Source organism: Sporosarcina aquimarina, from assembly GCF_033253705.1.
GTDB classification, from domain to species: Bacteria; Bacillota; Bacilli; order Bacillales_A; family Planococcaceae; genus Sporosarcina; species Sporosarcina aquimarina.
In genome coordinates this window covers 170,289-193,960 of record NZ_JAUBDH010000004.1, presented here as the reverse complement: position 1 = coordinate 193,960, position 23,672 = coordinate 170,289, and the positions used below count along the sequence as shown (strand labels likewise).

Annotated in this window: 35 protein-coding genes; all 35 read right to left on the bottom strand. The window is 43.8% G+C overall.

Annotated elements, in window-relative coordinates; genetic code table 11:
• Positions 1-8 precede the first annotated feature (8 nt).
• A complete protein-coding gene (gene rplQ / locus QT716_RS08150; protein ID WP_025783838.1) occupies positions 9-389 on the bottom strand; it encodes a 50S ribosomal protein L17 in 381 nt (126 codons plus the stop codon).
• Between the two features lie 32 nt (positions 390-421).
• Positions 422-1,366 (bottom strand): DNA-directed RNA polymerase subunit alpha, encoded by a 945-nt coding sequence (locus tag QT716_RS08145; RefSeq protein WP_317935558.1) that lies wholly within the window; start codon positions 1,364-1,366, stop codon positions 422-424.
• 133 nt (positions 1,367-1,499) lie between these two features.
• On the bottom strand, positions 1,500-1,889 hold the full coding sequence (gene rpsK, locus QT716_RS08140) for a 30S ribosomal protein S11 (protein ID WP_025783840.1): 390 nt from the start codon (positions 1,887-1,889) through the stop codon (positions 1,500-1,502).
• Positions 1,890-1,913: 24 nt separating this feature from the next.
• Positions 1,914-2,279: a 30S ribosomal protein S13 gene (rpsM, locus tag QT716_RS08135; RefSeq protein ID WP_317935557.1), complete on the bottom strand. Its 366-nt coding sequence runs from the start codon at positions 2,277-2,279 to the stop codon at positions 1,914-1,916.
• A gap of 23 nt (positions 2,280-2,302) precedes the next feature.
• On the bottom strand, positions 2,303-2,416 hold the full coding sequence (gene rpmJ / locus QT716_RS08130; protein WP_076758849.1) for a 50S ribosomal protein L36: 114 nt from the start codon (positions 2,414-2,416) through the stop codon (positions 2,303-2,305).
• A 38-nt stretch (positions 2,417-2,454) separates the two neighbouring features.
• Positions 2,455-2,673, bottom strand: coding sequence for a translation initiation factor IF-1 (gene infA / locus QT716_RS08125; RefSeq protein ID WP_317935556.1), 219 nt, complete (start codon positions 2,671-2,673; stop codon positions 2,455-2,457).
• Positions 2,674-3,090: 417 nt separating this feature from the next.
• Entirely contained in the window at positions 3,091-3,744 is a 654-nt protein-coding gene (locus QT716_RS08120; protein WP_317935555.1) for an adenylate kinase, read from the bottom strand.
• Positions 3,745-3,794: 50 nt separating this feature from the next.
• Positions 3,795-5,087, bottom strand: coding sequence for a preprotein translocase subunit SecY (gene secY / locus QT716_RS08115; RefSeq protein ID WP_317935554.1), 1,293 nt, complete (start codon positions 5,085-5,087; stop codon positions 3,795-3,797).
• Complete coding sequence (gene rplO, locus QT716_RS08110) at positions 5,087-5,527, bottom strand: 50S ribosomal protein L15 (RefSeq protein ID WP_317935553.1); 441 nt, start codon at positions 5,525-5,527, stop codon at positions 5,087-5,089. The genes secY and rplO overlap by 1 nt, the downstream gene beginning before the upstream one ends.
• A gap of 32 nt (positions 5,528-5,559) precedes the next feature.
• The gene (rpmD, locus tag QT716_RS08105) at positions 5,560-5,742 is read right to left on the bottom strand and encodes a 50S ribosomal protein L30 (RefSeq protein WP_039043304.1); all 183 of its coding nucleotides are present in this window, start codon (positions 5,740-5,742) and stop codon (positions 5,560-5,562) included.
• Between the two features lie 13 nt (positions 5,743-5,755).
• Positions 5,756-6,256 (bottom strand): 30S ribosomal protein S5, encoded by a 501-nt coding sequence (gene rpsE / locus QT716_RS08100; protein WP_317935552.1) that lies wholly within the window; start codon positions 6,254-6,256, stop codon positions 5,756-5,758.
• Positions 6,257-6,278: 22 nt separating this feature from the next.
• Entirely contained in the window at positions 6,279-6,641 is a 363-nt protein-coding gene (rplR, locus tag QT716_RS08095; RefSeq protein WP_317935551.1) for a 50S ribosomal protein L18, read from the bottom strand.
• Positions 6,642-6,674: 33 nt separating this feature from the next.
• Positions 6,675-7,214 carry a 50S ribosomal protein L6 gene (gene rplF / locus QT716_RS08090; protein WP_317935550.1) on the bottom strand — a complete coding sequence of 180 codons (540 nt, stop codon included), beginning with the start codon at positions 7,212-7,214 and terminating at the stop codon, positions 6,675-6,677.
• Between the two features lie 30 nt (positions 7,215-7,244).
• On the bottom strand, positions 7,245-7,643 hold the full coding sequence (rpsH, locus tag QT716_RS08085) for a 30S ribosomal protein S8 (RefSeq protein ID WP_317935549.1): 399 nt from the start codon (positions 7,641-7,643) through the stop codon (positions 7,245-7,247).
• 28 nt (positions 7,644-7,671) lie between these two features.
• Complete coding sequence (rpsN, locus tag QT716_RS08080) at positions 7,672-7,857, bottom strand: 30S ribosomal protein S14 (protein WP_020062302.1); 186 nt, start codon at positions 7,855-7,857, stop codon at positions 7,672-7,674.
• 20 nt (positions 7,858-7,877) lie between these two features.
• Entirely contained in the window at positions 7,878-8,417 is a 540-nt protein-coding gene (gene rplE / locus QT716_RS08075; protein WP_317935548.1) for a 50S ribosomal protein L5, read from the bottom strand.
• A 26-nt stretch (positions 8,418-8,443) separates the two neighbouring features.
• Positions 8,444-8,803: a 50S ribosomal protein L24 gene (gene rplX, locus QT716_RS08070; RefSeq protein ID WP_317935547.1), complete on the bottom strand. Its 360-nt coding sequence runs from the start codon at positions 8,801-8,803 to the stop codon at positions 8,444-8,446.
• Between the two features lie 35 nt (positions 8,804-8,838).
• Entirely contained in the window at positions 8,839-9,207 is a 369-nt protein-coding gene (gene rplN / locus QT716_RS08065; RefSeq protein WP_317935546.1) for a 50S ribosomal protein L14, read from the bottom strand.
• Positions 9,208-9,246: 39 nt separating this feature from the next.
• Positions 9,247-9,510, bottom strand: a complete 264-nt coding sequence (gene rpsQ, locus QT716_RS08060) for a 30S ribosomal protein S17 (protein ID WP_317935545.1) — start codon at positions 9,508-9,510, stop codon at positions 9,247-9,249.
• Positions 9,511-9,527: 17 nt separating this feature from the next.
• Positions 9,528-9,728: a 50S ribosomal protein L29 gene (gene rpmC / locus QT716_RS08055; protein ID WP_025783856.1), complete on the bottom strand. Its 201-nt coding sequence runs from the start codon at positions 9,726-9,728 to the stop codon at positions 9,528-9,530.
• Positions 9,718-10,152: a 50S ribosomal protein L16 gene (gene rplP / locus QT716_RS08050; RefSeq protein ID WP_025783857.1), complete on the bottom strand. Its 435-nt coding sequence runs from the start codon at positions 10,150-10,152 to the stop codon at positions 9,718-9,720. The genes rpmC and rplP overlap by 11 nt, the downstream gene beginning before the upstream one ends.
• 2 nt (positions 10,153-10,154) lie before the next feature.
• Positions 10,155-10,811 carry a 30S ribosomal protein S3 gene (gene rpsC / locus QT716_RS08045; protein ID WP_317935544.1) on the bottom strand — a complete coding sequence of 219 codons (657 nt, stop codon included), beginning with the start codon at positions 10,809-10,811 and terminating at the stop codon, positions 10,155-10,157.
• A gap of 3 nt (positions 10,812-10,814) precedes the next feature.
• Positions 10,815-11,159: a 50S ribosomal protein L22 gene (gene rplV / locus QT716_RS08040; protein WP_317935543.1), complete on the bottom strand. Its 345-nt coding sequence runs from the start codon at positions 11,157-11,159 to the stop codon at positions 10,815-10,817.
• Between the two features lie 19 nt (positions 11,160-11,178).
• Positions 11,179-11,457 carry a 30S ribosomal protein S19 gene (rpsS, locus tag QT716_RS08035; protein WP_317935542.1) on the bottom strand — a complete coding sequence of 93 codons (279 nt, stop codon included), beginning with the start codon at positions 11,455-11,457 and terminating at the stop codon, positions 11,179-11,181.
• 60 nt (positions 11,458-11,517) lie between these two features.
• Positions 11,518-12,348: a 50S ribosomal protein L2 gene (gene rplB / locus QT716_RS08030; protein WP_317935541.1), complete on the bottom strand. Its 831-nt coding sequence runs from the start codon at positions 12,346-12,348 to the stop codon at positions 11,518-11,520.
• 27 nt (positions 12,349-12,375) lie between these two features.
• Positions 12,376-12,660, bottom strand: coding sequence for a 50S ribosomal protein L23 (gene rplW, locus QT716_RS08025; RefSeq protein WP_191688676.1), 285 nt, complete (start codon positions 12,658-12,660; stop codon positions 12,376-12,378).
• On the bottom strand, positions 12,660-13,283 hold the full coding sequence (gene rplD / locus QT716_RS08020) for a 50S ribosomal protein L4 (protein ID WP_317935540.1): 624 nt from the start codon (positions 13,281-13,283) through the stop codon (positions 12,660-12,662). Before rplD ends, rplW begins: the two co-directional genes overlap by 1 nt.
• Before the next feature lie 25 nt (positions 13,284-13,308).
• Positions 13,309-13,938 carry a 50S ribosomal protein L3 gene (rplC, locus tag QT716_RS08015; RefSeq protein ID WP_317935539.1) on the bottom strand — a complete coding sequence of 210 codons (630 nt, stop codon included), beginning with the start codon at positions 13,936-13,938 and terminating at the stop codon, positions 13,309-13,311.
• A 46-nt stretch (positions 13,939-13,984) separates the two neighbouring features.
• Positions 13,985-14,293 carry a 30S ribosomal protein S10 gene (rpsJ, locus tag QT716_RS08010; protein ID WP_040285481.1) on the bottom strand — a complete coding sequence of 103 codons (309 nt, stop codon included), beginning with the start codon at positions 14,291-14,293 and terminating at the stop codon, positions 13,985-13,987.
• An 885-nt stretch (positions 14,294-15,178) separates the two neighbouring features.
• Positions 15,179-16,366, bottom strand: a complete 1,188-nt coding sequence (tuf, locus tag QT716_RS08005) for an elongation factor Tu (RefSeq protein WP_317935538.1) — start codon at positions 16,364-16,366, stop codon at positions 15,179-15,181.
• A gap of 120 nt (positions 16,367-16,486) precedes the next feature.
• Positions 16,487-18,565 (bottom strand): elongation factor G, encoded by a 2,079-nt coding sequence (gene fusA, locus QT716_RS08000; protein ID WP_317935537.1) that lies wholly within the window; start codon positions 18,563-18,565, stop codon positions 16,487-16,489.
• Between the two features lie 51 nt (positions 18,566-18,616).
• Positions 18,617-19,087 carry a 30S ribosomal protein S7 gene (gene rpsG, locus QT716_RS07995; RefSeq protein WP_317935536.1) on the bottom strand — a complete coding sequence of 157 codons (471 nt, stop codon included), beginning with the start codon at positions 19,085-19,087 and terminating at the stop codon, positions 18,617-18,619.
• A gap of 35 nt (positions 19,088-19,122) precedes the next feature.
• Positions 19,123-19,542: a 30S ribosomal protein S12 gene (gene rpsL, locus QT716_RS07990; protein WP_116018354.1), complete on the bottom strand. Its 420-nt coding sequence runs from the start codon at positions 19,540-19,542 to the stop codon at positions 19,123-19,125.
• A gap of 100 nt (positions 19,543-19,642) precedes the next feature.
• A complete protein-coding gene (locus QT716_RS07985) occupies positions 19,643-19,891 on the bottom strand; it encodes a ribosomal L7Ae/L30e/S12e/Gadd45 family protein (RefSeq protein WP_317935535.1) in 249 nt (82 codons plus the stop codon).
• 127 nt (positions 19,892-20,018) lie between these two features.
• Positions 20,019-23,618: a DNA-directed RNA polymerase subunit beta' gene (rpoC, locus tag QT716_RS07980; protein WP_317935534.1), complete on the bottom strand. Its 3,600-nt coding sequence runs from the start codon at positions 23,616-23,618 to the stop codon at positions 20,019-20,021.
• Positions 23,619-23,672 lie beyond the last annotated feature (54 nt).

The following is a 23,672-nucleotide window of genomic DNA, read 5'->3' as shown; positions in this document are numbered from 1 at the left end:
CAAGTTCCTTACACGAGTTCGATGACTACAACAGGTGCTCCGTCTCCACGGCGCGGTCCCATCTTCATGATTCGTGTGTATCCGCCCTGGCGTTCTGCGTAGCGCGGTGCAACATCATCAAATAACTTTTGGATAGCAAAAGTTTTTGTTTCTTTACCTTCATCATCAGTGCCAAGAATAACTTCACGGCGGATGAATTCAGCTACCTGACGGCGTGCATGCAAGTCCCCACGCTTACCAAGTGTGATCATTTTTTCAACAACTGAACGAAGCTCTTTCGCACGTGCTTCCGTTGTTTGGATGCGTTCGTGGATGATTAGGTCTGTTGCCAGGTCCCGTAACATCGCTTTACGTTGTGAACTTGTGCGTCCAAGTTTTCTGTAACCCATAGAAGATTCCCTCCTTCAATCTAATTCTGCTATCAATCTTCAGAGCGTAATCCGAGATTCAACTCATCCAACTTCAGCTTTACTTCTTCAAGTGACTTTCGTCCAAGATTTCGCACTTTCATCATTTCGTCCTCGGACTTGTTAGCAAGTTCCATAACGGTATTGATGCCTGCACGCTTTAGGCAGTTGTAAGATCGAACAGAAAGGTCTAGTTCTTCAATCGTCATTTCCAGAACTTTTTCTTTTTGGTCTTCCTCTTTTTCTACCATAATTTCTGCAGTTTGTGCTTCATCTGTCATACCAACAAAAATATTTAAATGTTCCGTAAGGATTTTAGCTCCAAGCGAAACAGATTCTTTAGGACCAATACTACCATCTGTCCAAACATCTAATGTCAACTTATCAAAGTTAGTACTTTGACCAACCCGAGTATTTTCAACTTGGAAGTTTACACGAGATACCGGTGTGTAGATAGAGTCAATTGGAATTACACCAATTGCAAGGTCATCACGTTTGTTTTGGTCAGAAGGGGCATAACCTCTTCCTCGCACTGCATACATACGCATACGAAGGTGGCCATTTTTACCAAGTGTTGCAATATGAAGTTCAGGGTTCAATACTTCTACATCACTATCATGAGTAATGTCAGCAGCAGTCACCAGGCCTTCTCCTTTAACATCTATTTCGATAACTTTTTCATCATCTGAATAGATTTTAAGGGCTAGTTGCTTCACGTTCAGGATAATAGTGGCAACATCTTCTACAATGCCTTCAACTGTTGAGAACTCGTGAAGAACGCCATCGATTTGGATCGATGTTACGGCAGCTCCAGGTAGAGAAGACAACAGAACGCGGCGCAATGAATTCCCTAAGGTGTTTCCATACCCTCGTTCCAAAGGTTCGATAACAAACTTACCAAACATGGAATCTTCAGCAACCATAACGGTTTCAATCTTCGGTTTCTCAATCTCGATCATTCATGTACCCTCCTTCAAAACGTCTGTGTGGAACCGTTCCTTATTGAAATCGATTTTTATAGACAGCAAAATGCAATCGCACAATTCATTCTTACCAAAAATTGTGTTTCTCAATCAATTGGAATAGAAATTGTTACACACGACGACGTTTTGGAGGACGGCATCCGTTGTGCGGAACAGGGGTTACGTCACGGATTGCTGTAACTTCAAGTCCAGCAGCCTGTAGTGAACGAATTGCAGCTTCACGTCCAGCACCAGGTCCTTTAACAGTAACTTCCAATGTCTTAAGACCGTGTTCCATTGAAGATTTCGCAGCAGTTTCTGCAGCCATTTGAGCCGCAAAAGGAGTCGATTTACGTGAACCGCGGAAACCAAGTGCACCAGCGCTTGACCATGAAAGTGCGTTCCCGTGAGTGTCAGTAATCGTTACGATTGTATTGTTGAACGTCGAACGGATATGTGCAATCCCAGATTCAATATTCTTTTTTACACGACGTTTACGAGTTTGTTGTTTACGTGCCATGTTCGAAAATACCTCCTTTACCTATTATTTCTTTTTGTTAGCTACAGTCCGCTTAGGACCTTTGCGTGTACGTGCATTGTTCTTTGTGTTTTGTCCGCGTACAGGCAAACCACGACGGTGACGGATTCCACGGAAGCTTCCGATTTCCATCAAACGTTTGATGTTAAGAGAAGTTTCACGGCGAAGATCCCCTTCTACTTTAAGTGAATCTAGTTGTTCACGGATTTTGTCCAATTCCGCGTCGGTCAAATCACGAACGCGTGTATCTTCTGAAACTCCAGCGGTTGCAAGAACCTTTTGTGCTGTCGTTTTTCCAATTCCGTAGATGTAAGTCAATGAAATTACAACGCGCTTATCGCGCGGTACGTCTACACCAGCAATACGTGCCATATAGGTTGCGCACCTCCTTTATATTATCCTTGACGCTGTTTGTGCTTTGGATTTTCACAGATTACCATTACTCGGCCGCGTCTGCGAATAACTTTGCATTTTTCGCAGATCGGTTTTACAGATGGTCTTACTTTCATCTTACCCAACCTCCTTCATTAGTCCGGAGTGCAAAAGTTTATTTGAAACGGTATGTGATTCGACCACGTGTTAAGTCATAAGGTGACAATTCAATCGTCACTTTATCACCAGGCAGAATACGGATGAAGTGCATACGGATTTTACCGGATACATGTGCAAGCACAGTATGTCCGTTTTCCAGTTCCACTTTGAACATCGCATTCGGCAACGTATCTACTACAGTACCTTCAATTTCAATTACGTCATCTTTCGCCATCAGCTCAGTCTCCCTTCTATATCCTATAAAGGCCCTCACCATCAAGCGCCATAAGTCGCTTTACAAGCTCCTTCAACATATGTCCGGTATGCGCGAGTGATGTTCGAAAAGACGCAAATCACAATTCATGCCAGTTAAACCGTCCCGAAATGTTGTTTGGAACTTTAAATCGGTTCAAACATGACCGACAGCTTGCATCAGATTCGTTAGTCGAATGACAACAAACTCAAACACCTTGCATATTATACTCCATTTGTCATGGAAATGCATGTGCAGAGAACTGAGCGAACACATCGTATGTTAGCGATTTTCTGCTGGGCATCAATTGCCTTTGCAGCTCAATCTAATCAAATGATCTTTCCGCACAGCAAACGCTGCCGGACATGATGCCCTGACGTCTGCATGCTCCGGAAAGGTTTAGTGGACCTGAGTAGTTAACACAGCATCCACGTCGTGAAATACGTCATTAATGTCTTGCTGACCATTAATATTTGTCAGCACGCCTTTTTCGTCATAAAACGAAAGCAGCGGTGCAGATTGTTTCATATTTACTTCCAGACGGTTCGTGACAGTTTCCGGATTGTCATCAGCTCTTTGATACAGTTCGCCACCATCTTTATCACATACTCCTTCAACCTTTGGCGGGTTGAATTCTAAGTGATAAGAAGTTCCGCAAACTTTACAGATCCGGCGACCTGTCAAACGAGCAACAAGGAGTTCTTTGTCTACCTGGATGTTGAGTGCGTGTTCGATTTTCCGAGACATTCCTTCGAGTATACCATTAAGCGCTTCGGCTTGAGGTACTGTTCTTGGGAACCCGTCTAATAGAAAACCGTTATCACAGTCAGGTTTGCTTAGACGCTCACTGACAATTCCAATCGTAACTTCGTCAGGTACAAGTGCACCTTGGTCCATATACGATTTGGCTTTGACTCCAAGTTCCGTGCCTTCTTGAATCGCAGCACGGAACATATCGCCTGTAGAAATATGAGGGATTCCGTACTTTTCGACAATTTTGTCGGCCTGAGTTCCTTTACCGGCACCAGGCAGACCCATTAATACGATATTCATACGCCTTGCCCTCCATCGATATTCAAGTGGAGAAAGATCTACACCTAAATTTATTTCATAAATCCTCTGTAGTGACGCTTAACCAATTGAGATTCAAGCTGCTTCATCGTTTCAAGGGCAACCCCGACAACGATTAGTAAGCTAGTACCACCAATTTGAGCGGACTGCGGAAGATTTGCAATTTCAATAATAATAATCGGAAGAACTGCGACAGTTGCAAGGAAGATCGCACCGACAAATGTCAGTCGATAGAGCGTGCTTGTCAAGTAGTCCTGAGTGTTCTGACCAGGGCGGATACCTGGGATATAAGCCCCTTGCTTCTTCAAGTTATCTGCTACGTTTTCAGGATTGACCTGAACAAACGCATAGAAATATGTGAAAGCGATAATCAGTCCGATATACAGTGCCATGCCGACTGGGTGCGAGTAGTTTAGAACTCGCGCAATAGTAGCAGTAGTACTGTTGTCACTGAAGAACGTGCCAAGTAATTGCGGTGTTGTAAAGAACGCAACCGCAAAGATGACCGGGATTACCCCTGCAGCGTTCAGTTTCAGTGGTAGGTGCGTTTGCTGTCCGGCAGAACTCTGCCCGCGGCCCGTTACCCGTTTTGCATATTGAATTGGAATTTTACGCAATGCTTCCTGGAAGTAGATAACGCCAACTGTAATTGCAAGAACTGCAACTAGTAACAGAACCATCATCGCAATACGGATAAATAACGCATCCCCTGCATCTTGGATCTGAGACACAAACAATTGGTTCACTGCATTCGGAATAGCAGCAACGATACCAGCGAAGATAATGATTGAAATACCATTACCGACACCTTTCGCTGTAATCTGCTCACCGAGCCAGAGAAGAAAAGCAGTTCCCGCTGTTAATACTAGAGCAATGACGATATACGTCGAAACTCCGTTATCTGCAACGAGTGTTCCTTGGAACATCTGGTTAAATCCAAATGACATTGCAATCGCTTGGATAAACGCAAGAATCATCGTAAAGTAGCGAGTGAATTGTGCAAGTTTACGTCTTCCGACATCCCCTTGTTTCGCCCACTCAGCAAACTTCGGCACAACATCCATCTGCAATAATTGTACGATGATTGACGCTGTGATATACGGCATGATTCCCATGGCGAAGATTGAGAACTTGGAAAGCGCTCCTCCACCAAAGATATTCAAGAATCCAATGAATTGATTGTCTGATTGCTGGAGCGCAGTCGCATCCACGTTCGGTACCGTTATAAACGTTCCGAGGCGGAATACGATGAGCAAAAGCAGTGTGAAAATAATTTTAGACCGTATCTCTTTCACTTTCATGAAGTTTGAGATTGTCTGAAACATTAAACCACCTCGACTTGCCCGCCCGCTTTCTCGATCGCTTCTTTAGCAGAAGCAGAGAATTTATGAGCTCTGACAGTAATCTTTTTCTCAAGAGTCCCATTACCAAGAATCTTAATACCTGATTTCTCATTGCTCACGATTCCAGTTTCAATCAACAATTCTGGTGTTACTTCTGTGCCTTCTTCAAAACGATTTAACGTTTCAAGATTAACGATGGCATATTCTTTACGATTAATGTTCGTAAATCCGCGCTTAGGCAGACGTTGGAATAGTGGAAGTTGTCCACCTTCAAATCCAAGACGTACACCGCCGCCTGAACGTGAGTTTTGACCGTCATGACCTCTACCAGATGTTTTACCTGATCCAGATCCCATACCACGACCAACACGCTTACGTTCTTTACGAGCACCTTGTGCAGGTTTCATTTCGTGTAATTTCATCTTTCGGCACCTCCTTATTAAAGAATAACTGATTATTGTTCGTTGACAGTAACCAAATGGCTGACCTTGTTGATCATGCCGCGAATTGCGACATTATCTTGGTGCTCAACCGTCTGGTTCATTTTGCGAAGTCCAAGAGCTTCAACTGTTTTACGTTGTGCTGGCTTAGCGCCAATCACGCTTTTAGTAAGGGTGATCTCAAGTTTATTTGCCATTGTGTTTCCCCCCTTAACCTAACAGTTCTTCTACAGATTTCCCACGTAGCTGTGCTACATCTTCAGCACGCTTCAAGTTCGTCAATCCTTGGATAGTAGCACGCACCATGTTGATTGGTGTGTTAGATCCAAGTGATTTAGAAAGGATATCCGTGATTCCTGCAAGTTCAAGTACCGCACGGACAGGTCCGCCGGCGATAACTCCTGTACCTGGTGCAGCCGGTTTGATGAGAATTTGGCCAGCTCCGAAACGTCCGATGATCTCGTGAGGCGTTGTGCCTTTGACCATTGGTACTTCGACTAGGTTCTTCTTCGCATCTTCGATTGCTTTACGGATTGCATCTGGAACTTCTTGTGCTTTTCCAGTACCGAAACCAACGCGACCGTTTTTATCACCAACAACGACTAGAGCAGTAAAACGGAAACGACGTCCGCCTTTTACAACTTTAGCTACGCGGTTGATGGTAACTACGCGTTCTTCGAATTCACTTTTGTTTTGTTCATTACGACGCATGGAATATGTCCCTCCTTCTTAATTAAAATTCAAGTCCATTTTCACGTGCAGCGTCTGCAAGTGCTTTAACGCGGCCGTGGTATAGATAGCCTCCGCGGTCGAATACGACAACTTTGACATTCTTTTCTGCACCTTTTTTCGCAATCAATTCGCCGACTTTACTAGCAGCGTCTGCATTAGAAGAAGAATCCGCTGAGAATTCTTTGTCCATTGTAGATGCACTAGCAAGTGTCACACCGTTTGCATCGTCAACTAGTTGTGCATAAATGTGCTTGTTTGAACGATATACGTTCAAGCGAGGACGCTCAGCAGTTCCGTTGATCTTTGTGCGCACACGTGCATGACGCTTCTTGCGGACAGCGTTCTTGTCTTGTTTTGTGATCACTCCAGGTCACTCCTTCCAGATGCCTAAGCGGCATTATTTACCTGTTTTACCTTCTTTGCGGCGTACAACTTCGCCTTCGTACTTAATACCTTTACCTTTATACGGCTCAGGCGGGCGTACTTTACGGATGTTAGAAGCAAGAGCACCAACGCGCTCTTTATTAATACCGCGAACGATAATTTTAGTGTTAGCAGGCACTTCAACTTGAATGCCCTCTTCCGGCGTGAATTCTACCGGCTGTGAGTAACCAACGTTCAATACAAGTTTAGTTCCTTGCATTGAAGCACGATACCCGACACCAACTAGTTCAAGCGAGCGCTCGAAACCAGTAGATACTCCAGTAACCATGTTCGCTAGAAGCGAACGAGTAGTTCCGTGCATCGAACGGTGTTCTTTCGATTCAGATGGACGTGTCAATGTGATCACGTTACCTTCTTGAACGATTTTCATATCTTTGCTAAGTGTATTTGTAAGTTCGCCTTTCGGTCCTTTAACAGTAACGAAGTTATTATCATCGATAGTAACTGTTACGTTTTCTGGCACCTCAATCGGACGTTTACCAATTCGGGACATTAGTGTGCACCTCCATTCATTTGTTACAGATTACCAAACGTATGCGACTACTTCTCCGCCTACTTGTTTAGCGCGAGCTTCTTTGTCAGTTAGAACACCGTTAGAAGTTGAAACTAGTGCGATGCCTAGTCCGTTCAACACTCTTGGCACTTCTGTTGACTTTGCATATACACGTAGACCAGGCTTAGAAATACGCTTAAGTCCAGTGATTACGCGTTCTTCGTTCTTACCATATTTGAGGAAAATGCGGATGATGCCTTGTTTGCTGTCTTCCACATATTCTACGTCGCGGATGAAACCTTCACGTTTGAGGATTTCTGCGATCTCTTTTTTAAGGTTTGAAGCAGGTACTTCTAGCTTTTCGTGACGAACCATATTGGCGTTACGAATGCGAGTAAGCATATCTGCGATCGGATCACTCATTGTCATTACATTAACCTCCTTCCCAGAATGGGGTTTACCAGCTTGCTTTTTTAACGCCAGGAATTTGTCCTTTGTATGCGAGTTCGCGGAAACAAATACGGCAAAGTTTGAATTTCCGATATACGGAGTGCGGACGGCCACAACGTTCACAACGTGTGTAGTCTTGCACTTTGAACTTTGGCGTACGTTTCTGTTTTGCGATCATTGATTTTTTAGCCACGTTTTACGCCTCCCTTATGTTTACTTTTGGAACGGCATGCCGCACTGCGTTAACAACTCACGAGCTTCCTCGTCTGTGTTTGCAGTCGTAACGATGACGATATCCATTCCGCGTACTTTAGACACTTTATCGAAGTCGATTTCCGGGAAAATTAGTTGTTCTTTCACACCAAGTGTGTAGTTACCGCGTCCGTCGAATGATTTCTTCGAGACACCACGGAAGTCACGTACACGTGGAAGTGATACGGCAACCAATTTATCCAGGAACTCATACATGCGTTCTCCACGTAGAGTTACTTTCGTTCCGATAGGCATTCCTTCACGAAGACGGAATCCAGCGATAGATTTTTTCGCTTTAGTAACAACTGGTTTTTGACCTGAGATGATTGTCAGATCTTCCACAGCAGCATCGAGTGCTTTTGTGTTTTGAACCGCGTCGCCAACACCCATGTTGATAACGATCTTTTCAACTTTAGGCACTTGCATAACAGATGTATAGTTGAACTTGCTCATAAGAGCAGGCGTAATTTCTTTTTGGAACTTCTCTTTTAATCGGCTCATTCAGAAGAACCTCCCTTCTTAGAGAGTTATTTTTTGAGTTCTTTTTTGCTAATTTCGTCGATAACTTCGCCGGACTTTTTCGCAACACGTGACTTAATGCGATACGTTTTGTCGCCTTCAGTTTTTTCTTCGATTTTATAACCGATACGTGTAGGTTCGCCAGACTTAGGATCAACGAACATTACGTTAGAAACGTGAATTGCAGCTTCAAGGCTTACAATACCACCTTGCGGATTCGCTTGGTTTGGCTTTGTATGCTTTTTAACGATGTTCACGCCTTCAACGAGGATTCGTTCTTTGTTAGGGAAAACTGTAAGGATGACACCTGTCTTTCCTTTGTCTTTCCCAGAGATAACTTTTACTTTATCGCCTTTTTTAATGTGCATTCTGTCGCACCTCCTTGATTGGCACTGCTCTTAAATTAAAGTACTTCTGGAGCAAGGGAAATAATTTTCATGAAGTTGCTGTCGCGTAATTCACGTGCAACTGGTCCGAAAATACGTGTTCCACGAGGGCTCTTGTCGTCTTTGATGATGACACAAGCATTCTCATCGAATGTAATATAAGATCCATCTTTACGACGCATACCGCTCTTAGTACGAACGATAACCGCTTTAACGACTTCACCTTTCTTGACAACGCCACCTGGTGTTGCTTTCTTAACTGTAACAACGACGATGTCGCCGATGTTTGCAACTTTACGGCCTGAACCGCCAAGTACTTTGATTGTAAGAACTTCACGTGCGCCAGAGTTATCTGCCACTTTCATGCGGGATTCCTGTTGAATCAATTTGGTTACCTCCCCTCGGATACTGAGTTCCGAACGTTATTAGATGATGACCGCTTTTTCGATTACTTCTAGAAGGCGGAAACGTTTTGTAGCTGATAGCGGACGAGTTTCCATAATGCGGACTACATCGCCGATTTTAGCTTCGTTCATTTCATCATGTGCTTTATATTTCTTAGAATACTTTACACGCTTGCCATACAAAGAATGCTTTTTGTGTGTTTCTACCATTACCGTTACCGTTTTATCCATTTTGTCGGATACTACGCGGCCTGTGTATACTTTGCGCTGGTTACGCTCATTCATGGGTGCAACCTCCTTCATCAGTTATTTGCACTGATTTCTCTTTGACGTATTACAGTTTTCATGCGCGCAATCGATTTGCGTACTTCACGGATGCGTGCAGTGTTTTCTAATTGTCCTGTCGCTAACTGGAAGCGAAGGTTGAAAAGCTCTTCTTTCAGTGATTTCACTTTTTGCTCGATCTCTGCAGTTGTCAAGTCACGGATTTCATTAGCTTTCATTAGATTCACCACCAATTTCTTCACGTTTTACAAACTTACACTTAACAGGAAGTTTGTGTGCTGCAAGGCGGAGTGCTTCACGAGCGACTTCTTCAGAAACGCCTGCGATTTCAAACATAACTCGACCAGGTTTTACTACTGCTACCCATCCCTCAACAGCACCTTTACCAGAACCCATTCGAACTTCGAGAGGCTTCTTAGTATAAGATTTGTGTGGGAAAATGTTGATCCAAACTTTACCGCCACGTTTCATGTAACGTGTCATTGCGATACGTGCTGATTCGATTTGACGATTCGTGATCCATGCAGCCTCAAGAGACTGAAGGCCGAACTCACCGAATTGAACCGTTGCGCCGCCTTTTGTCTGTCCGCGCATTTTGCCGCGGAATACACGACGATGTTTTACTCGCTTTGGTACTAACATGATTAGTTGCCTCCTTCCCCAGAGTTCTTCTTCACTGGAAGGACTTCTCCACGATAGATCCATACTTTAACTCCAAGTTTACCGTATGTTGTATCGGCTTCAGCATGTGCATAATCGATATCTGCACGAAGTGTATGAAGTGGAACAGTTCCTTCGCTGTAATGTTCTGCGCGTGCGATGTCGGCTCCACCAAGACGTCCGGAAACTTGAGTTTTGATACCTTTAGCTCCAGAACGGATTGTACGTTGGATAGCCTGCTTTTGAGCACGGCGGAATGATACGCGGCTTTCTAGTTGACGAGCGATTGATTCTGCAACCAATTTTGCGTCAAGGTCAGCACGCTTAATTTCAACGATGTTAATGTGTACACGCTTGCCAGAGATTTCGTTAAGTGATTTACGAAGTGCTTCGACTTCAGTACCACCTTTACCGATAACCATACCAGGCTTAGCTGTGTGGATTGTGATGTTAACTTTTTTCGCAGCGCGTTCGATTTCTACTTTAGAAACTGATGCGTCTACTAAACGAGTTTCGATGTATTTGCGGATTTTAAGGTCTTCGTGCAAGAGAGTCGCATAGTCTTTTTCTGCATACCATTTCGAATCCCAGTCACGAATTATACCGACCCGCAGACCGTTAGGATGTACTTTTTGACCCACGAATTATCCCTCCTTCTTTTCAGATACCACTACAGTGATGTGGCTTGTGCGTTTGTTGATTGCGCTCGCACGGCCTTGCGCACGTGGACGGAAACGTTTCATAGTAGGACCTTCATCAACGAATACTTCGCTAACGATTAGGTTCTCTAGATCCATTTCGTAGTTGTGCTCAGCATTAGCGATAGCTGAATTTAATACTTTTTCTACGACTGGTGATGCCGCTTTCGGCGTCAAACGTAGAATCGCGACAGCTTCACCGATTTTCTTGCCCCGGATAAGATCAACGACTAATCGGACTTTACGAGGAGCAATACGGACTGTACGGACAGATGCTTTAGCTTGTTGCATCAGAAATTCCTCCTCTCAATTAGCGTTTCGTTTTCTTATCGTCGGCACCATGGCCTTTATAAGTACGGCTAGGTGCAAACTCACCTAATTTATGGCCGACCATATCTTCAGTGATGTAGACAGGTACGTGTTTGCGTCCGTCATATACAGCGATTGTCAATCCGATGAAGGAAGGGAATACTGTAGAACGGCGTGACCAAGTTTTGATGACTTGTTTCTTTTGTGCATCTTTTTGAGCATCAACCTTTTTAAGCAAATGATCATCTGCAAAAGGTCCTTTTTTCAAGCTGCGGCCCATTTTGTTACCTCCCTTTGTGCTCGTACTACGGCCCATTCATTGAACCGCAGTGCAATCACATTATTTTTTGCGGCGACGAACGATAAGTTTGTCGGATTTGTTTTTCTTAGAGCGCGTCTTGTATCCAAGAGTCGGCTTGCCCCAAGGTGTAACTGGGCTTGGACGACCGATTGGTGTACGTCCTTCACCACCACCGTGTGGGTGATCGTTCGGGTTCATGACAGATCCACGTACAGTTGGGCGTTTACCCATCCAGCGTGAACGTCCTGCTTTACCGATGTTGATGAGTTCGTGCTGTTCGTTACCAACTTGACCAATTGTAGCACGGCAAGCAGACAAGATCATGCGAACTTCACCAGATTGCAAACGGATGATTACGTATTTACCTTCACGACCGAGCAATTGTGCAGATGTACCAGCTGAACGAACTAATTGTCCGCCTTTACCAGGTTTCATCTCGATGTTGTGGATTGTAGAACCCATAGGGATGTTTTCAAGTGGAAGTGCGTTCCCTACGCGGATGTCCGCTTCAGGTCCTGACATAATTGTCGTTCCAACTGTCAATCCTTTAGGAGCTAGGATGTAACGTTTTTCTCCATCAGCATAGTTGATTAATGCGATGTTAGCAGAACGGTTTGGATCGTATTCGATCGTAGCAACGCGTCCTGGTATGCCATCTTTCCGGCGTTGGAAGTCGATGACACGGTATTGGCGCTTGTGGCCTCCACCTTGGTGACGAACTGTAATCCTACCTTGGTTGTTACGTCCACCTTTACGTTTGACTGGCTGAAGCAAAGACTTTTCAGGCTTACTTGCAGTGATTTCAGCGAAATCTGAAGTCGTCATGTTACGGCGTCCGTTGGAGGTAGGTTTGTATTTCTTAATCGCCATTTGAGTTCCCTCCTTCGTTTATTGTGATTAGATCTCGAAAAGTTCGATATCTTTAGAATCAGCAGTTAATGTAACAATAGCTTTACGGCGCTTGTTAGTATAACCAGCATGCTTACCCATACGCTTGAATTTACCTTTGTAATTCTGGACATTCACTTTTTCCACTGTTACTCCGAAGATTTCTTCGACAGCTTGCTTAATGTGTGTCTTGTTAGCGCGAGTGTCTACTTCGAAAGTGTATTTGTTGAATTCCATTGCTTCAGAAGATCGCTCGGTAATGACCGGACGCTTCAATACATCACGTGCTTCCATTAACCAAGCACCTCCTCGATTTTTTTGACAGCATCTTTAGTTACGATTAGCTGATCATGACCAACTAAATCTAAAACGTTGATACCGTTAGCTGTAACGACGCTGATTCCAGGGATGTTACGAGCAGACAATGCTACTGTTTCATCTAGGTCAGCAGTTACGAATAATGCTTTTTTGCTGATTGATAAGTCTTTCAGCACTTTTGTAAATTCTTTTGTTTTTGGTGCATCAAAAGCTAATGCTTCTAATACGATAATCTCTTCGTCACGTACTTTAGAAGATAAAGCAGAACGTAGAGCTAAACGACGGACTTTCTTCGGCAACTTGTAGCTATAGCTACGTGGTGTTGGTCCGAATACGATACCGCCTCCACGCCATTGTGGAGATCTGATTGAGCCCTGACGAGCACGACCTGTTCCTTTTTGGCGCCATGGTTTACGACCACCGCCTGCTACTTCAGCACGAGTTTTTACTTTATGGTTCCCTTGGCGTAATGACGCACGCTGTTGAACCAATGTTTCGAATAGGACTGCTTCATTCGGCTCAATTCCGAATACAAGTTCGTTCAATTCGATTTCGCCTGCTGCAGATCCTGTTTGATTCACTACGGATACTTTTGGCATTAGTGTTTCCTCCTTCCTTCGTTAATTAGTTCCCTTTAATCGAGCTTTTCACTTGTACAAGTGATTTCTTCGATCCTGGAACGTTACCTTTTACTAGCAACAAGTTGCGCTCTGTGTCAACTCGTACAACTTCAAGGTTTTGGATTGTAACAGTTTTGCCACCCATACGGCCTGGCATCTTTTTACCTTTAAATACGCGCTGTGCATCAACCGAACCGATTGAACCTGGTGCGCGGTGGTGACGAGATCCGTGGCTCATTGGCCCACGTGAGAAACCGTGGCGCTTAATAACACCTTGGAAACCTTTACCTTTTGAAACTCCTGTAATATCGATGATATCGCCTTCTGCGAATGTATCGACTTTGACTTCCTGACCAACTTCGTACCCTGTAACGTCGACTCCGCGAATTTCGCGAATGAAGCGCTTAGGTGTTGTATTAGCTTTTGCAACATGTCCCATTTCTGGTTTGTTTGAAAGCTTTTCACGTTTGTCATCAAATCCGAGCTGGATTGCTTCGTAGCCGTCTGTTTCAACTGTCTTCTTTTGAAGAACAACGTTTGGAGCAGCTGCAATCACAGTTACGGGGATTAAATCGCCGTTTTCAGCAAAAATTTGCGTCATACCGACTTTTCTCCCTAAGATTCCTTTGGTCATTTGTCACACCTCCTGATTAATAATTGTTATAGTTTATTTTTTGCCATTAAAGTTTGATTTCAATGTCTACGCCAGATGGTAAGTCAAGCTTCATCAATGCGTCAACAGTTTGTGGTGTAGGATTGACGATGTCAATCAGACGTTTGTGAGTACGCATTTCGAACTGCTCACGTGAGTCCTTGTATTTGTGGACCGCACGAAGAACTGTGTACACCGAACGTTCTGTCGGCAATGGAATCGGACCTGATACACTAGCTCCGGAACGCTTTGCAGTTTCAACAATCTTTTCAGCCGATTGGTCAAGCACGCGGTGATCATATGCTTTCAAACGGATACGGATTTTTTGTTTTGCCATTATTTTCCCTCCTTCTCGCCTATTTTCTAGACATTCTCCACGGAAATTTTCCCACACACATGCCATGGCAAAGCGGCCGGGTGTGTCGGTAACCTCCCGCTTCATCGCAGTCAAAGACCAACACTAAACATTATACACATAAAAAAAGAATGTCGCAATAGGTTTAGCGATATTCTTTAACAACTTTTATAGTATAGAACGAAATGAGTTCAGATGCAACTAATTTGTTGTGATTATTTATTAGATAACGAGTTTATTTGTTAATTTGTTTAGTGGCGATTTTGATAGTGCTTTGTTTGCTGGTGGCTGGATTTGTATTAAGGAAAGTAATGCTGTAAGTTTTAAAAAGTCTTGGGGTGGTTCGGAGTTGTAATATGTAGCGAACTTTTCTTCGTAGTGAGTAGCTAATGATAAATTAATGTGATAAGGGAATTGGTCTTGCTGCATTTTGCTCTGTTGTTGACGTTATTGGTTGTACTGGATTTTAATATGTTATGGGTACAGTTTTCCTGTTTTATGATCACTTCTCACGCTTTATGAGCGGTTTCCCTGCTTTATGATCACTTCTTACGTTTTATGAGCGGTTTTCCTGTTTTATGATCACTTCTCACGCTTTATGAGCGGTTTTCCTGCTTTATGATCACTTCTCATGCTTTATGAGCGGTTCTCCTGCTTTATGATCACTTCTCATGCTTTATGAGCGGTTCTCCTGCTTTATGATCACTTCTCATGCTTTATGAGCGTTTTTCCTGCTTTATGATCAATTCTTACGTTAATTGAAGTTCACATATAAAAACTAGACATCAAACGAATCATTTTATTTGCTCAGTACCCAATCTCAAGAAGACATAAAAAAACCCGCCTCAAGGGCGGGTTTTAAAGGTTTTACTTAACGATTGTAGCTACAACGCCAGCTCCAACTGTACGTCCACCTTCACGGATTGAGAATTTAGTACCTTCTTCAATCGCGATTGGTGAGATTAGTTCAATTGTCATTTCAACGTTATCGCCAGGCATAACCATTTCTACGCCTTCTGGAAGAGAGATGATTCCAGTTACGTCAGTTGTACGGAAGTAGAACTGCGGGCGGTAGTTTGAGAAGAATGGAGTGTGACGTCCACCTTCTTCTTTTGATAGAACATAAACTTCAGATTTGAAGTTGGTGTGTGGCGTGATAGTTCCTGGCTTAGCAAGAACTTGTCCGCGCTCGATGTCTTCACGTGCAACACCGCGAAGCAATGCTCCGATGTTGTCGCCAGCTTCAGCATAGTCAAGAAGCTTACGGAACATTTCTACACCTGTTACAGTTGTAGACTTAGGCTCGTCTGTCAAACCGATAATGTCAACAGTATCGCCGACTTTAACTACTCCACGCTCAACACGGCCAGTAGCAACTGTTCCGCGTCCAGTGATTGAGAATACGTCCTCAACTGGCATCATGAATGGCTTGTCAGTGTCGCGCTCTGGAGTTGGGATATACTCGTCAACTGCGTCCATAAGCTCAACGATTTTATCTTCCCACTCTGCTTCGCCTTCAAGTGCTTTAAGTGCTGAACCTTTGATAACTGGTAGGTCATCGCCAGGGAAGTCGTATTCAGAAAGAAGATCACGAATTTCCATTTCAACAAGCTCAAGAAGCTCTTCGTCGTCTACCATGTCACATTTGTTCATGAAGACTACTAGGTAAGGTACACCAACTTGACGTGAAAGAAGGATGTGCTCACGTGTTTGTGGCATTGGGCCGTCAGCTGCAGATACAACTAGGATTCCGCCGTCCATTTGAGCAGCACCTGTGATCATGTTTTTAACATAGTCGGCGTGTCCTGGGCAGTCTACGTGTGCGTAGTGACGAGTTGCAGTTTCATATTCAACGTGTGAAGTGTTGATTGTGATTCCGCGTTCTTTTTCTTCAGGAGCGTTATCAACGTCAGCGTAAGAGCGAGCTGTACCGCCACCTTTTTTTGCAAGTACTGTTGCGATTGCAGCAGTTAAAGTTGTTTTACCATGGTCAACGTGTCCGATTGTACCAACGTTGGCATGTGTTTTGGACCGATCGAATTTTTCTTTAGCCATTTTGGAGTTCCTCCTCTAAATTGAGTGTAATTTTAGTTTTATAGATATGAATTAGAGGCCGCGGACCTCTAATTTCATAGCTTACAAAGTAGTTATACTTTATATAAAGGTAAATTTCAATTATTGACCTTTATTTTTTTTGATGACTTCTTCAGCAACAGATTTCGGCACTTCTTCGTAGTGGTCGAAAGACATTGAGAAGACTCCGCGTCCTTGCGTGTTCGAACGGAGAGATGTCGCATAACCGAACATTTCTGCCAATGGAACCATTGCACGAACGACTTGTGCATTACCACGTGCTTCCATTCCTTCTACGCGTCCACGACGTGAAGTGATGTCACCCATAATATCTCCCATGTATTCTTCTGGGATGATAACATCTACTTTCATCGTTGGTTCTAGAAGTACTGGATCACATTTAGATGCTGCGTTTTTCAAAGCCATTGAAGCGGCGATTTTGAAGGCCATTTCGTTTGAGTCAACATCATGGTAAGAACCGTCGAATAGACGAGCCTTAATGTCGATTAACGGATAACCCGCGAGCACACCATTGTTTAGTGAGTCACGTACACCAGCTTCGATTGCTGGAATATATTCACGAGGAACAACTCCACCAACGATATTGTTTTTGAATTCAAATCCTGCGCCCTCTTCGTTTGGTTCGAATTCGATCCAAACGTGTCCGAATTGTCCACGTCCACCAGACTGACGTACGAATTTACCTTCGACTTCAGCGCCTTTGCGGAACGTTTCACGATACGATACTTGAGGAGCACCAACGTTTGCTTCCACTTTGAATTCACGACGCAAACGGTCAACGATGATATCCAAGTGGAGCTCACCCATACCTGCGATAATGACTTCACCAGTTTCCTGGTCAGTGTGTGCACGGAACGTTGGATCTTCTTCTTGAAGTTTACCTAGAGCTTGTCCCATTTTGTCTTGGTCTGCCTTAGTTTTAGGCTCGATCGCAACTGAGATAACCGGCTCTGGGAATTCCATAGATTCAAGAATGATTGGCGCTTTGTCGTCACATAGCGTGTCACCAGTTCCTGTATCTTTTAGTCCAACTGCAGCAGCGATTTCGCCTGAGTGAACTTCGGAAATTTCTTCACGGTGATTCGCGTGCATTTGCAGGATACGACCTACGCGCTCACGCTTATCTTTTGTTGAGTTTTTAATGTAAGAACCTGATTGTAGTACACCAGAGTAAACACGGAAGAATGTTAACTTACCAACATAAGGGTCAGTCATAACTTTGAACGCTAGAGCTGAGAATGGTGATTCGTCGCTCGGGTTACGCTCTTCGTCTTCTTCAGTTTCAGGGTTGAAGCCCATCATTGGTGGTACATCAGTTGGAGCTGGCAAGTAGTCGATAACAGCATCTAGTACAAGCTGAACTCCTTTGTTTTTGAACGCCGTACCACAAACAACTGGGTAGAATTCTACAGCCAATGTTGCTTTACGGATAGCAGCTTTAAGTTCATCAACTGAAAGTTCTTCTCCACCAAGGTATTTTTCCATTAGGTTTTCGTCGAAATCTACAACAGCTTCGATTAAGCGTTCGCGAGCTTTCTCTGCATCCGCACGATATTCTTCTGGAATTTCACCTTGCTCAACGTTCATGCCAGTATCATCAGCATAAAAGTTTGTTTTCATCTCCACTAGGTCGATGATTGCTTCAAAGTCGTCCTCAGCGCCAATTGGCATCTGGATCGGATGAGCGTTAGCTTGAAGACGGTCGTGGAGTGTACCTACTGAATAAAGGAAGTCAGCTCCAGTTTTGTCCATCTTATTAACAAATACGATACGCGGAACGCCGTATGTTGTCGCTTGACGCCAAACTGTTTCAGTTTGCGGCTCAACACCTGATTGTGCATCAAGTACTGTTACAGCCCCATCAAGTACACGAAGTGAACGTTCAACTTCAACTGTGAAGTCTACGTGTCCTGGTGTGTCAATGATGTTTACGCGGTGACCTTTCCAGCTTGCTGTTGTAGCAGCTGAAGTGATCGTAATTCCACGCTCTTGCTCTTGTTCCATCCAGTCCATCTGAGATGCACCTTCGTGCGTCTCTCCGATTTTGTGGATACGACCTGTGTAATAAAGGATCCGCTCAGTCGTTGTTGTTTTACCAGCATCGATGTGAGCCATGATACCAATGTTACGAGTATTCTCTAAGGAGAACTCTCTACCCATTTTGTATTGCTCCCTCCATATAGGAATAACGAATTAACGAAAGACGGTATTTTACCAGCGGTAGTGAGCGAATGCTTTGTTCGCTTCTGCCATTTTGTGCATTTCTTCACGACGCTTAACTGATGCGCCTGTGTTGTTAGATGCGTCAAGAATTTCGTTAGCAAGACGTTCTTCCATCGTCTTTTCACCGCGAGTACGTGAATAGTTCACGAGGTAACGGAGACCAAGAGTAGTACGTCGCTCAGGACGAACTTCAACTGGTACTTGATAGTTTGCTCCACCTACACGGCGTGCGCGAACTTCAAGAACTGGCATTACATTGTTAAGTGCTGCTTCAAATACTTCTAGTGGATCATTTCCAGAACGTTCTTTAACAAGTTCGAACGCACCGTATAAAATTTTCTGAGAAGTACCTTTTTTACCGTCTACCATCATTTTGTTGATGAGGCGGCTGACTAGCTTCGAATTATAAATAGGATCTGGCAAAACGTCACGTTTTGCTACTGGACCTTTACGAGGCATATTGTGTTCCTCCTTTCAAAATAGTTGCTGATTTATTATTTTTTCTCTTTTGGCTTTTTCGCACCGTAGTGTGAACGGCTTTGCATACGGCCAGTAACACCAGCAGTATCAAGCGCACCACGAACGATATGGTAACGAACACCCGGTAAGTCTTTTACTTTACCTCCGCGGATTAGAACAACACTGTGCTCTTGAAGGTTGTGGCCTTCACCCGGGATATAAGCGTTAACTTCCAATGTGTTTGTCAAACGTACACGAGCATATTTACGAAGTGCCGAGTTCGGCTTCTTCGGAGTCATTGTACCCACACGAGTACATACACCTCGTTTTTGTGGCGAGTTGACATTAGTCATTGACTTTTTGAAACTGTTATACGTTTTTCCAAGTGCCGGAGCTTTTGAACCGCTAGTTTTCGACTGGCGAGGTTTGCGGACCAATTGGTTAATTGTAGGCATCGGTTTTTCCTCCTTCCAACTTCTTTTAAGACCACACATCCAGGTGGTTCATTTTTTGGGTAAAAACAAAGGCTTTGCACATTTTTTAGTGCAAAAACCATTAATCAGTGATGACGACCACTGATGCAGCTACTTGAATGCCACACGCTTTTCCAAGTTCTTCTCGCGAATCGACATATGTCAGCGGGACTCCTTGACGAGCTGCTTCTTCAATTACGGGACTGGTTACCCTATCTTCTGCATCTTGTGCAATGAAGACTTCATGCGCTTTATTCAAGCGAATCGTTTTCACTGCTTGCTTTGTACCGATGATCAGTTTCTCTGCCTGAGTAACTTTATCATAAGACATTACGTCATCCTCCAAAGTGCAGACATTCAACTATCAACCTTTTGTATAGTACCATTTGTAAAACTTCTTGTCAACCATAAAAATGAAGAGCCGGAAGAAGGTTTCTCCTTCCGTACTCTCTATTTACTTACTCTGCAGAAGCAGCGTTTTCTACTAATTCTTCTTCATGATCCATTTCAATCCCGCGATAACGTTGCATACCAGTTCCTGCTGGAACGAGTTTACCGATAATAACATTCTCTTTCAAGCCGAGAAGTTCATCTGTTTTCCCTTTAATAGCAGCATCCGTCAATACACGTGTTGTCTCTTGGAATGAAGCAGCAGATAAGAATGATTCTGTTTCAAGTGATGCTTTTGTAATACCTAGAATTACAGGGCGAGCTGTTGCTGGTAACTTACCAGACTTGAACACGGCTGCGTTAGCGTCCGCAAACTGATGGATGTCGAGTAGTGAGCCCGGTAGCAAGTCTGTATCTCCTGCTTCAATAACGCGGACTTTACGCATCATTTGACGAACCATTACTTCGACGTGTTTATCTCCGATTTCAACACCCTGCATACGGTATACTTTTTGAACTTCCTTCAATAGGTATTCCTGAACTGTTGAAACGTCTTTAACTACAATCAATTCTTTCGGATCAATTGAACCTTCAGTTAGTGCCTGGCCGCGTTCAATCGTTGCGCCGACATCTACTTTCAAGCGACCGTTATATGGTGCAAGGTATTTACGTGTTTCCACGTCACCTTTAATAGTAATTTCTTTTTGTCCTTCACGGATTTCATCGATTTCAGTAATCACACCTGAAATTTCTGAGATAACAGCCTGACCTTTAGGATTCCGTGACTCAAAGATTTCTTGAATACGCGGAAGACCTGAAGTGATATCATCTCCGGCTACACCGCCTGTGTGGAATGTACGCATTGTAAGCTGAGTTCCTGGTTCACCAATCGATTGAGCCGCAATGATTCCCACTGCTTCACCCACTTCGACAGTTTCACCAGTCGCCAAGTTAATGCCGTAACATTTCTTACAAACACCGTGCTTTGTATTACATGTAAATGCAGAACGAATCGACATAGATGTAATGCCAGCATCGATAATAGTCTTTGCGATATCCGCTGTGATTAGCTCATCTTTCTCCACTAATACTGCGCCAGTTTCAGGATGAAGAACTTTTTTCTTCGAATGACGGCCTTCAATACGCTCATCTAGACCTTCAATTAGTTCCGCACCTTCAGTAAGGGAACTAATTTCAAGACCGCGGTCTGTTCCACAGTCATCTTCACGGACGATTACATCTTGTGCAACGTCTACGAGACGGCGTGTCAAGTAACCAGAGTCGGCTGTCTTAAGGGCTGTATCGGCAAGACCTTTACGTGCACCGTGTGTGGAGATGAAGTACTCGAGTACTGTTAGTCCTTCACGGAACGATGACTTGATCGGCAATTCAATAATTCGACCTGCCGGATTGGCCATCAATCCACGCATTCCCGCAAGTTGCGTAAAGTTAGATGCGTTACCACGGGCACCCGAATCACTCATCATGAAGATTGGGTTCGTGTTTTCAAGAGAGCCCATCAGCTTATCCTGAATGACGTCTTTCGCATGGCTCCAGTAAGAAATAACGCGATCATAACGCTCTTCTTCTGTTACCAAACCACGACGGAATTGCTGGGTAACTTTGTCTACTTTCTCTTGTGCATCTTGCAAAATTTCGTGCTTATCAGGAAGAACGACAATATCAGAGATACCAACAGTAATCCCGGCACGAGTTGAATATTTAAATCCTAAGTTTTTCATGCGGTCAAGCATCTTCGAAGTTTCCGTGATGTGGAATCTACGGAAGATCTCAGCGATGATATTTCCTAGAATAGCCTTTTTGAATGGTGAAATGATTTCCGCATTCTGAATGTGCTCACGAATGTTAGTCGTACCTGGCACAAAATATTTAGCAGGTGTTTCAACTTGCAGGTTATTCATAGTCGGCTCGTTGATATACGGGAACGATTCAGGAAGAATCTCGTTAAAGATTACTTTACCGACCGTAGTAATCAACATCTGGCTATTCTGCTCTTCAGTAAACGTCGGGTTTTTAAGGGAACTTGCTAGGATCGCAATACGAGAGTGCAAGTGCACATGCCCATTTTGATAAGCGATCAACGCTTCATTCACATTACTGAATGTTTTACCTTCCCCAACAACTCCACTGCGCTCAAGAGTTAAGTAATAGTTACCAAGTACCATATCCTGTGAAGGTGTTACAACCGGCTTACCATCCTTAGGGTTCAAGATGTTTTGCGCTGCTAGCATTAGAAGACGAGCTTCCGCTTGTGCTTCAGCAGAAAGAGGTACGTGCACAGCCATTTGGTCACCATCGAAGTCAGCGTTATAAGCTGTACATACAAGTGGGTGCAACTGAATCGCGCGACCTTCTACCAGCATCGGTTCAAACGCTTGGATACCAAGACGGTGAAGTGTTGGTGCGCGGTTTAGAAGAACTGGGTGTTCCCTAATAACTTCTTCCAGCACGTCCCAAACTTCAGAATGCAGACGCTCAATTTTTCGTTTTGCACTCTTGATATTGTGTGCAAGACCGCGTTCAACAAGTTCCTTCATTACGAACGGCTTGAATAATTCAATTGCCATTTCTTTCGGAAGACCACACTGATACATTTTCAAGTTGGGTCCTACTACGATTACTGAACGGCCAGAATAGTCAACACGCTTACCTAAAAGGTTTTGACGGAATCGTCCTTGTTTACCTTTCAACATATGCGAAAGAGATTTCAATGGACGATTACCTGGTCCTGTTACCGGACGTCCGCGACGACCATTGTCCACTAGAGCATCGACAGCTTCTTGAAGCATACGTTTCTCATTCTGAACAATGATTCCAGGTGCGCCAAGATCCAATAGGCGTTTCAGACGGTTATTCCGGTTAATAACGCGACGATAGAGATCGTTTAGATCAGACGTCGCAAAGCGACCGCCGTCTAACTGAACCATCGGACGCAATTCAGGTGGAATCACAGGAAGTACTTCAAGCACCATCCACTCAGGATGATTTCCTGAGTTACGGAATGACTCTACAACTTCCAAACGACGAATCGCACGTGTGCGACGTTGTCCTTGTACAGTTTTGAGTTCTTCTTTAAGACTTTCTGTTTCTTTATCTAAATCAATAGCCGCTAAAAGCTGCTCAATTGCTTCAGCACCCATCAACGCCGTAAACTTCGTACCATACTTTTCACGATACAGACGATACTCTTTTTCAGAGAGCAGCTGTTTCCGTTCAAGTGGTGTATCTGCTGGATCTACAACCACATAAGAAGCAAAGTAAATAACTTCTTCTAATGCGCGTGGTGTCATGTCCAAAATAAGTCCCATTCGGCTAGGAATCCCTTTGAAATACCAAATGTGAGTAACAGGTGCTGCAAGTTCAATGTGCCCCATACGTTCACGACGAACTTTTTGTCGTGTAACTTCTACGCCACAACGATCACAGACTACACCTTTGTAACGAACACGCTTGTATTTCCCACAATGACATTCCCAGTCTTTTGTAGGTCCAAAAATACGCTCGCAGAATAACCCATCTTTTTCAGGCTTCAATGTACGGTAATTGATTGTTTCTGGTTTTTTAACTTCTCCATAAGACCATGAACGTATCTTATCTGGTGAAGCCAACCCTATTTTCATATACTCAAAATTATTAACATCTACCAAGGAGCCTACCTCCCTTTAGTCTAGTCGCTGCCTTGTTCGGCCCTGTTGTAACAC

Excerpts from the sequence above, each read along its gene's own strand:
- rplQ (WP_025783838.1), bottom strand. The coding sequence starts at position 389 with ATGGGTTACAGAAAACTTGGACGCACAAGTTCACAACGTAAAGCGATG.
- QT716_RS08145 (WP_317935558.1), bottom strand. The coding sequence starts at position 1,366 with ATGATCGAGATTGAGAAACCGAAGATTGAAACCGTTATGGTTGCTGAA.
- rpsK (WP_025783840.1), bottom strand. The coding sequence starts at position 1,889 with ATGGCACGTAAACAACAAACTCGTAAACGTCGTGTAAAAAAGAATATT.
- rpsM (WP_317935557.1), bottom strand. The coding sequence starts at position 2,279 with ATGGCACGTATTGCTGGTGTAGACGTACCGCGCGATAAGCGCGTTGTA.
- rpmJ (WP_076758849.1), bottom strand. The coding sequence starts at position 2,416 with ATGAAAGTAAGACCATCTGTAAAACCGATCTGCGAAAAATGCAAAGTT.
- infA (WP_317935556.1), bottom strand. The coding sequence starts at position 2,673 with ATGGCGAAAGATGACGTAATTGAAATTGAAGGTACTGTAGTAGATACG.
- QT716_RS08120 (WP_317935555.1), bottom strand. The coding sequence starts at position 3,744 with ATGAATATCGTATTAATGGGTCTGCCTGGTGCCGGTAAAGGAACTCAG.
- secY (WP_317935554.1), bottom strand. The coding sequence starts at position 5,087 with ATGTTTCAGACAATCTCAAACTTCATGAAAGTGAAAGAGATACGGTCT.
- rplO (WP_317935553.1), bottom strand. The coding sequence starts at position 5,527 with ATGAAATTACACGAAATGAAACCTGCACAAGGTGCTCGTAAAGAACGT.
- rpmD (WP_039043304.1), bottom strand. The coding sequence starts at position 5,742 with ATGGCAAATAAACTTGAGATCACCCTTACTAAAAGCGTGATTGGCGCT.
- rpsE (WP_317935552.1), bottom strand. The coding sequence starts at position 6,256 with ATGCGTCGTAATGAACAAAACAAAAGTGAATTCGAAGAACGCGTAGTT.
- rplF (WP_317935550.1), bottom strand. The coding sequence starts at position 7,214 with ATGTCCCGAATTGGTAAACGTCCGATTGAGGTGCCAGAAAACGTAACA.
- rpsH (WP_317935549.1), bottom strand. The coding sequence starts at position 7,643 with ATGACAATGAGTGATCCGATCGCAGATATGCTTACTCGCATTCGTAAC.
- rplE (WP_317935548.1), bottom strand. The coding sequence starts at position 8,417 with ATGAGCCGATTAAAAGAGAAGTTCCAAAAAGAAATTACGCCTGCTCTT.
- rplX (WP_317935547.1), bottom strand. The coding sequence starts at position 8,803 with ATGCACATTAAAAAAGGCGATAAAGTAAAAGTTATCTCTGGGAAAGAC.
- rpsQ (WP_317935545.1), bottom strand. The coding sequence starts at position 9,510 with ATGAATGAGCGTAACCAGCGCAAAGTATACACAGGCCGCGTAGTATCC.
- rpmC (WP_025783856.1), bottom strand. The coding sequence starts at position 9,728 with ATGAAAGCTAATGAAATCCGTGACTTGACAACTGCAGAGATCGAGCAA.
- rplP (WP_025783857.1), bottom strand. The coding sequence starts at position 10,152 with ATGTTAGTACCAAAGCGAGTAAAACATCGTCGTGTATTCCGCGGCAAA.
- rplV (WP_317935543.1), bottom strand. The coding sequence starts at position 11,159 with ATGCAACAAGCTAAAGCATCTGTCCGTACAGTCCGTATTGCTCCTCGT.
- rpsS (WP_317935542.1), bottom strand. The coding sequence starts at position 11,457 with ATGGGCCGCAGCTTGAAAAAAGGACCTTTTGCAGATGATCATTTGCTT.
- rplB (WP_317935541.1), bottom strand. The coding sequence starts at position 12,348 with ATGGCGATTAAGAAATACAAACCTACCTCCAACGGACGCCGTAACATG.
- rplW (WP_191688676.1), bottom strand. The coding sequence starts at position 12,660 with ATGGAAGCACGTGATGTATTGAAGCGTCCGGTCATTACCGAGCGATCT.
- rplD (WP_317935540.1), bottom strand. The coding sequence starts at position 13,283 with ATGCCAAAAGTATCCGTAGTGAATCAAACAGGATCTGCAGCAGGCGAA.
- rplC (WP_317935539.1), bottom strand. The coding sequence starts at position 13,938 with ATGACCAAAGGAATCTTAGGGAGAAAAGTCGGTATGACGCAAATTTTT.
- rpsJ (WP_040285481.1), bottom strand. The coding sequence starts at position 14,293 with ATGGCAAAACAAAAAATCCGTATCCGTTTGAAAGCATATGATCACCGC.
- tuf (WP_317935538.1), bottom strand. The coding sequence starts at position 16,366 with ATGGCTAAAGAAAAATTCGATCGGTCCAAAACACATGCCAACGTTGGT.
- fusA (WP_317935537.1), bottom strand. The coding sequence starts at position 18,565 with ATGGGTAGAGAGTTCTCCTTAGAGAATACTCGTAACATTGGTATCATG.
- rpsG (WP_317935536.1), bottom strand. The coding sequence starts at position 19,087 with ATGCCTCGTAAAGGTCCAGTAGCAAAACGTGACGTTTTGCCAGATCCT.
- rpsL (WP_116018354.1), bottom strand. The coding sequence starts at position 19,542 with ATGCCTACAATTAACCAATTGGTCCGCAAACCTCGCCAGTCGAAAACT.
- QT716_RS07985 (WP_317935535.1), bottom strand. The coding sequence starts at position 19,891 with ATGTCTTATGATAAAGTTACTCAGGCAGAGAAACTGATCATCGGTACA.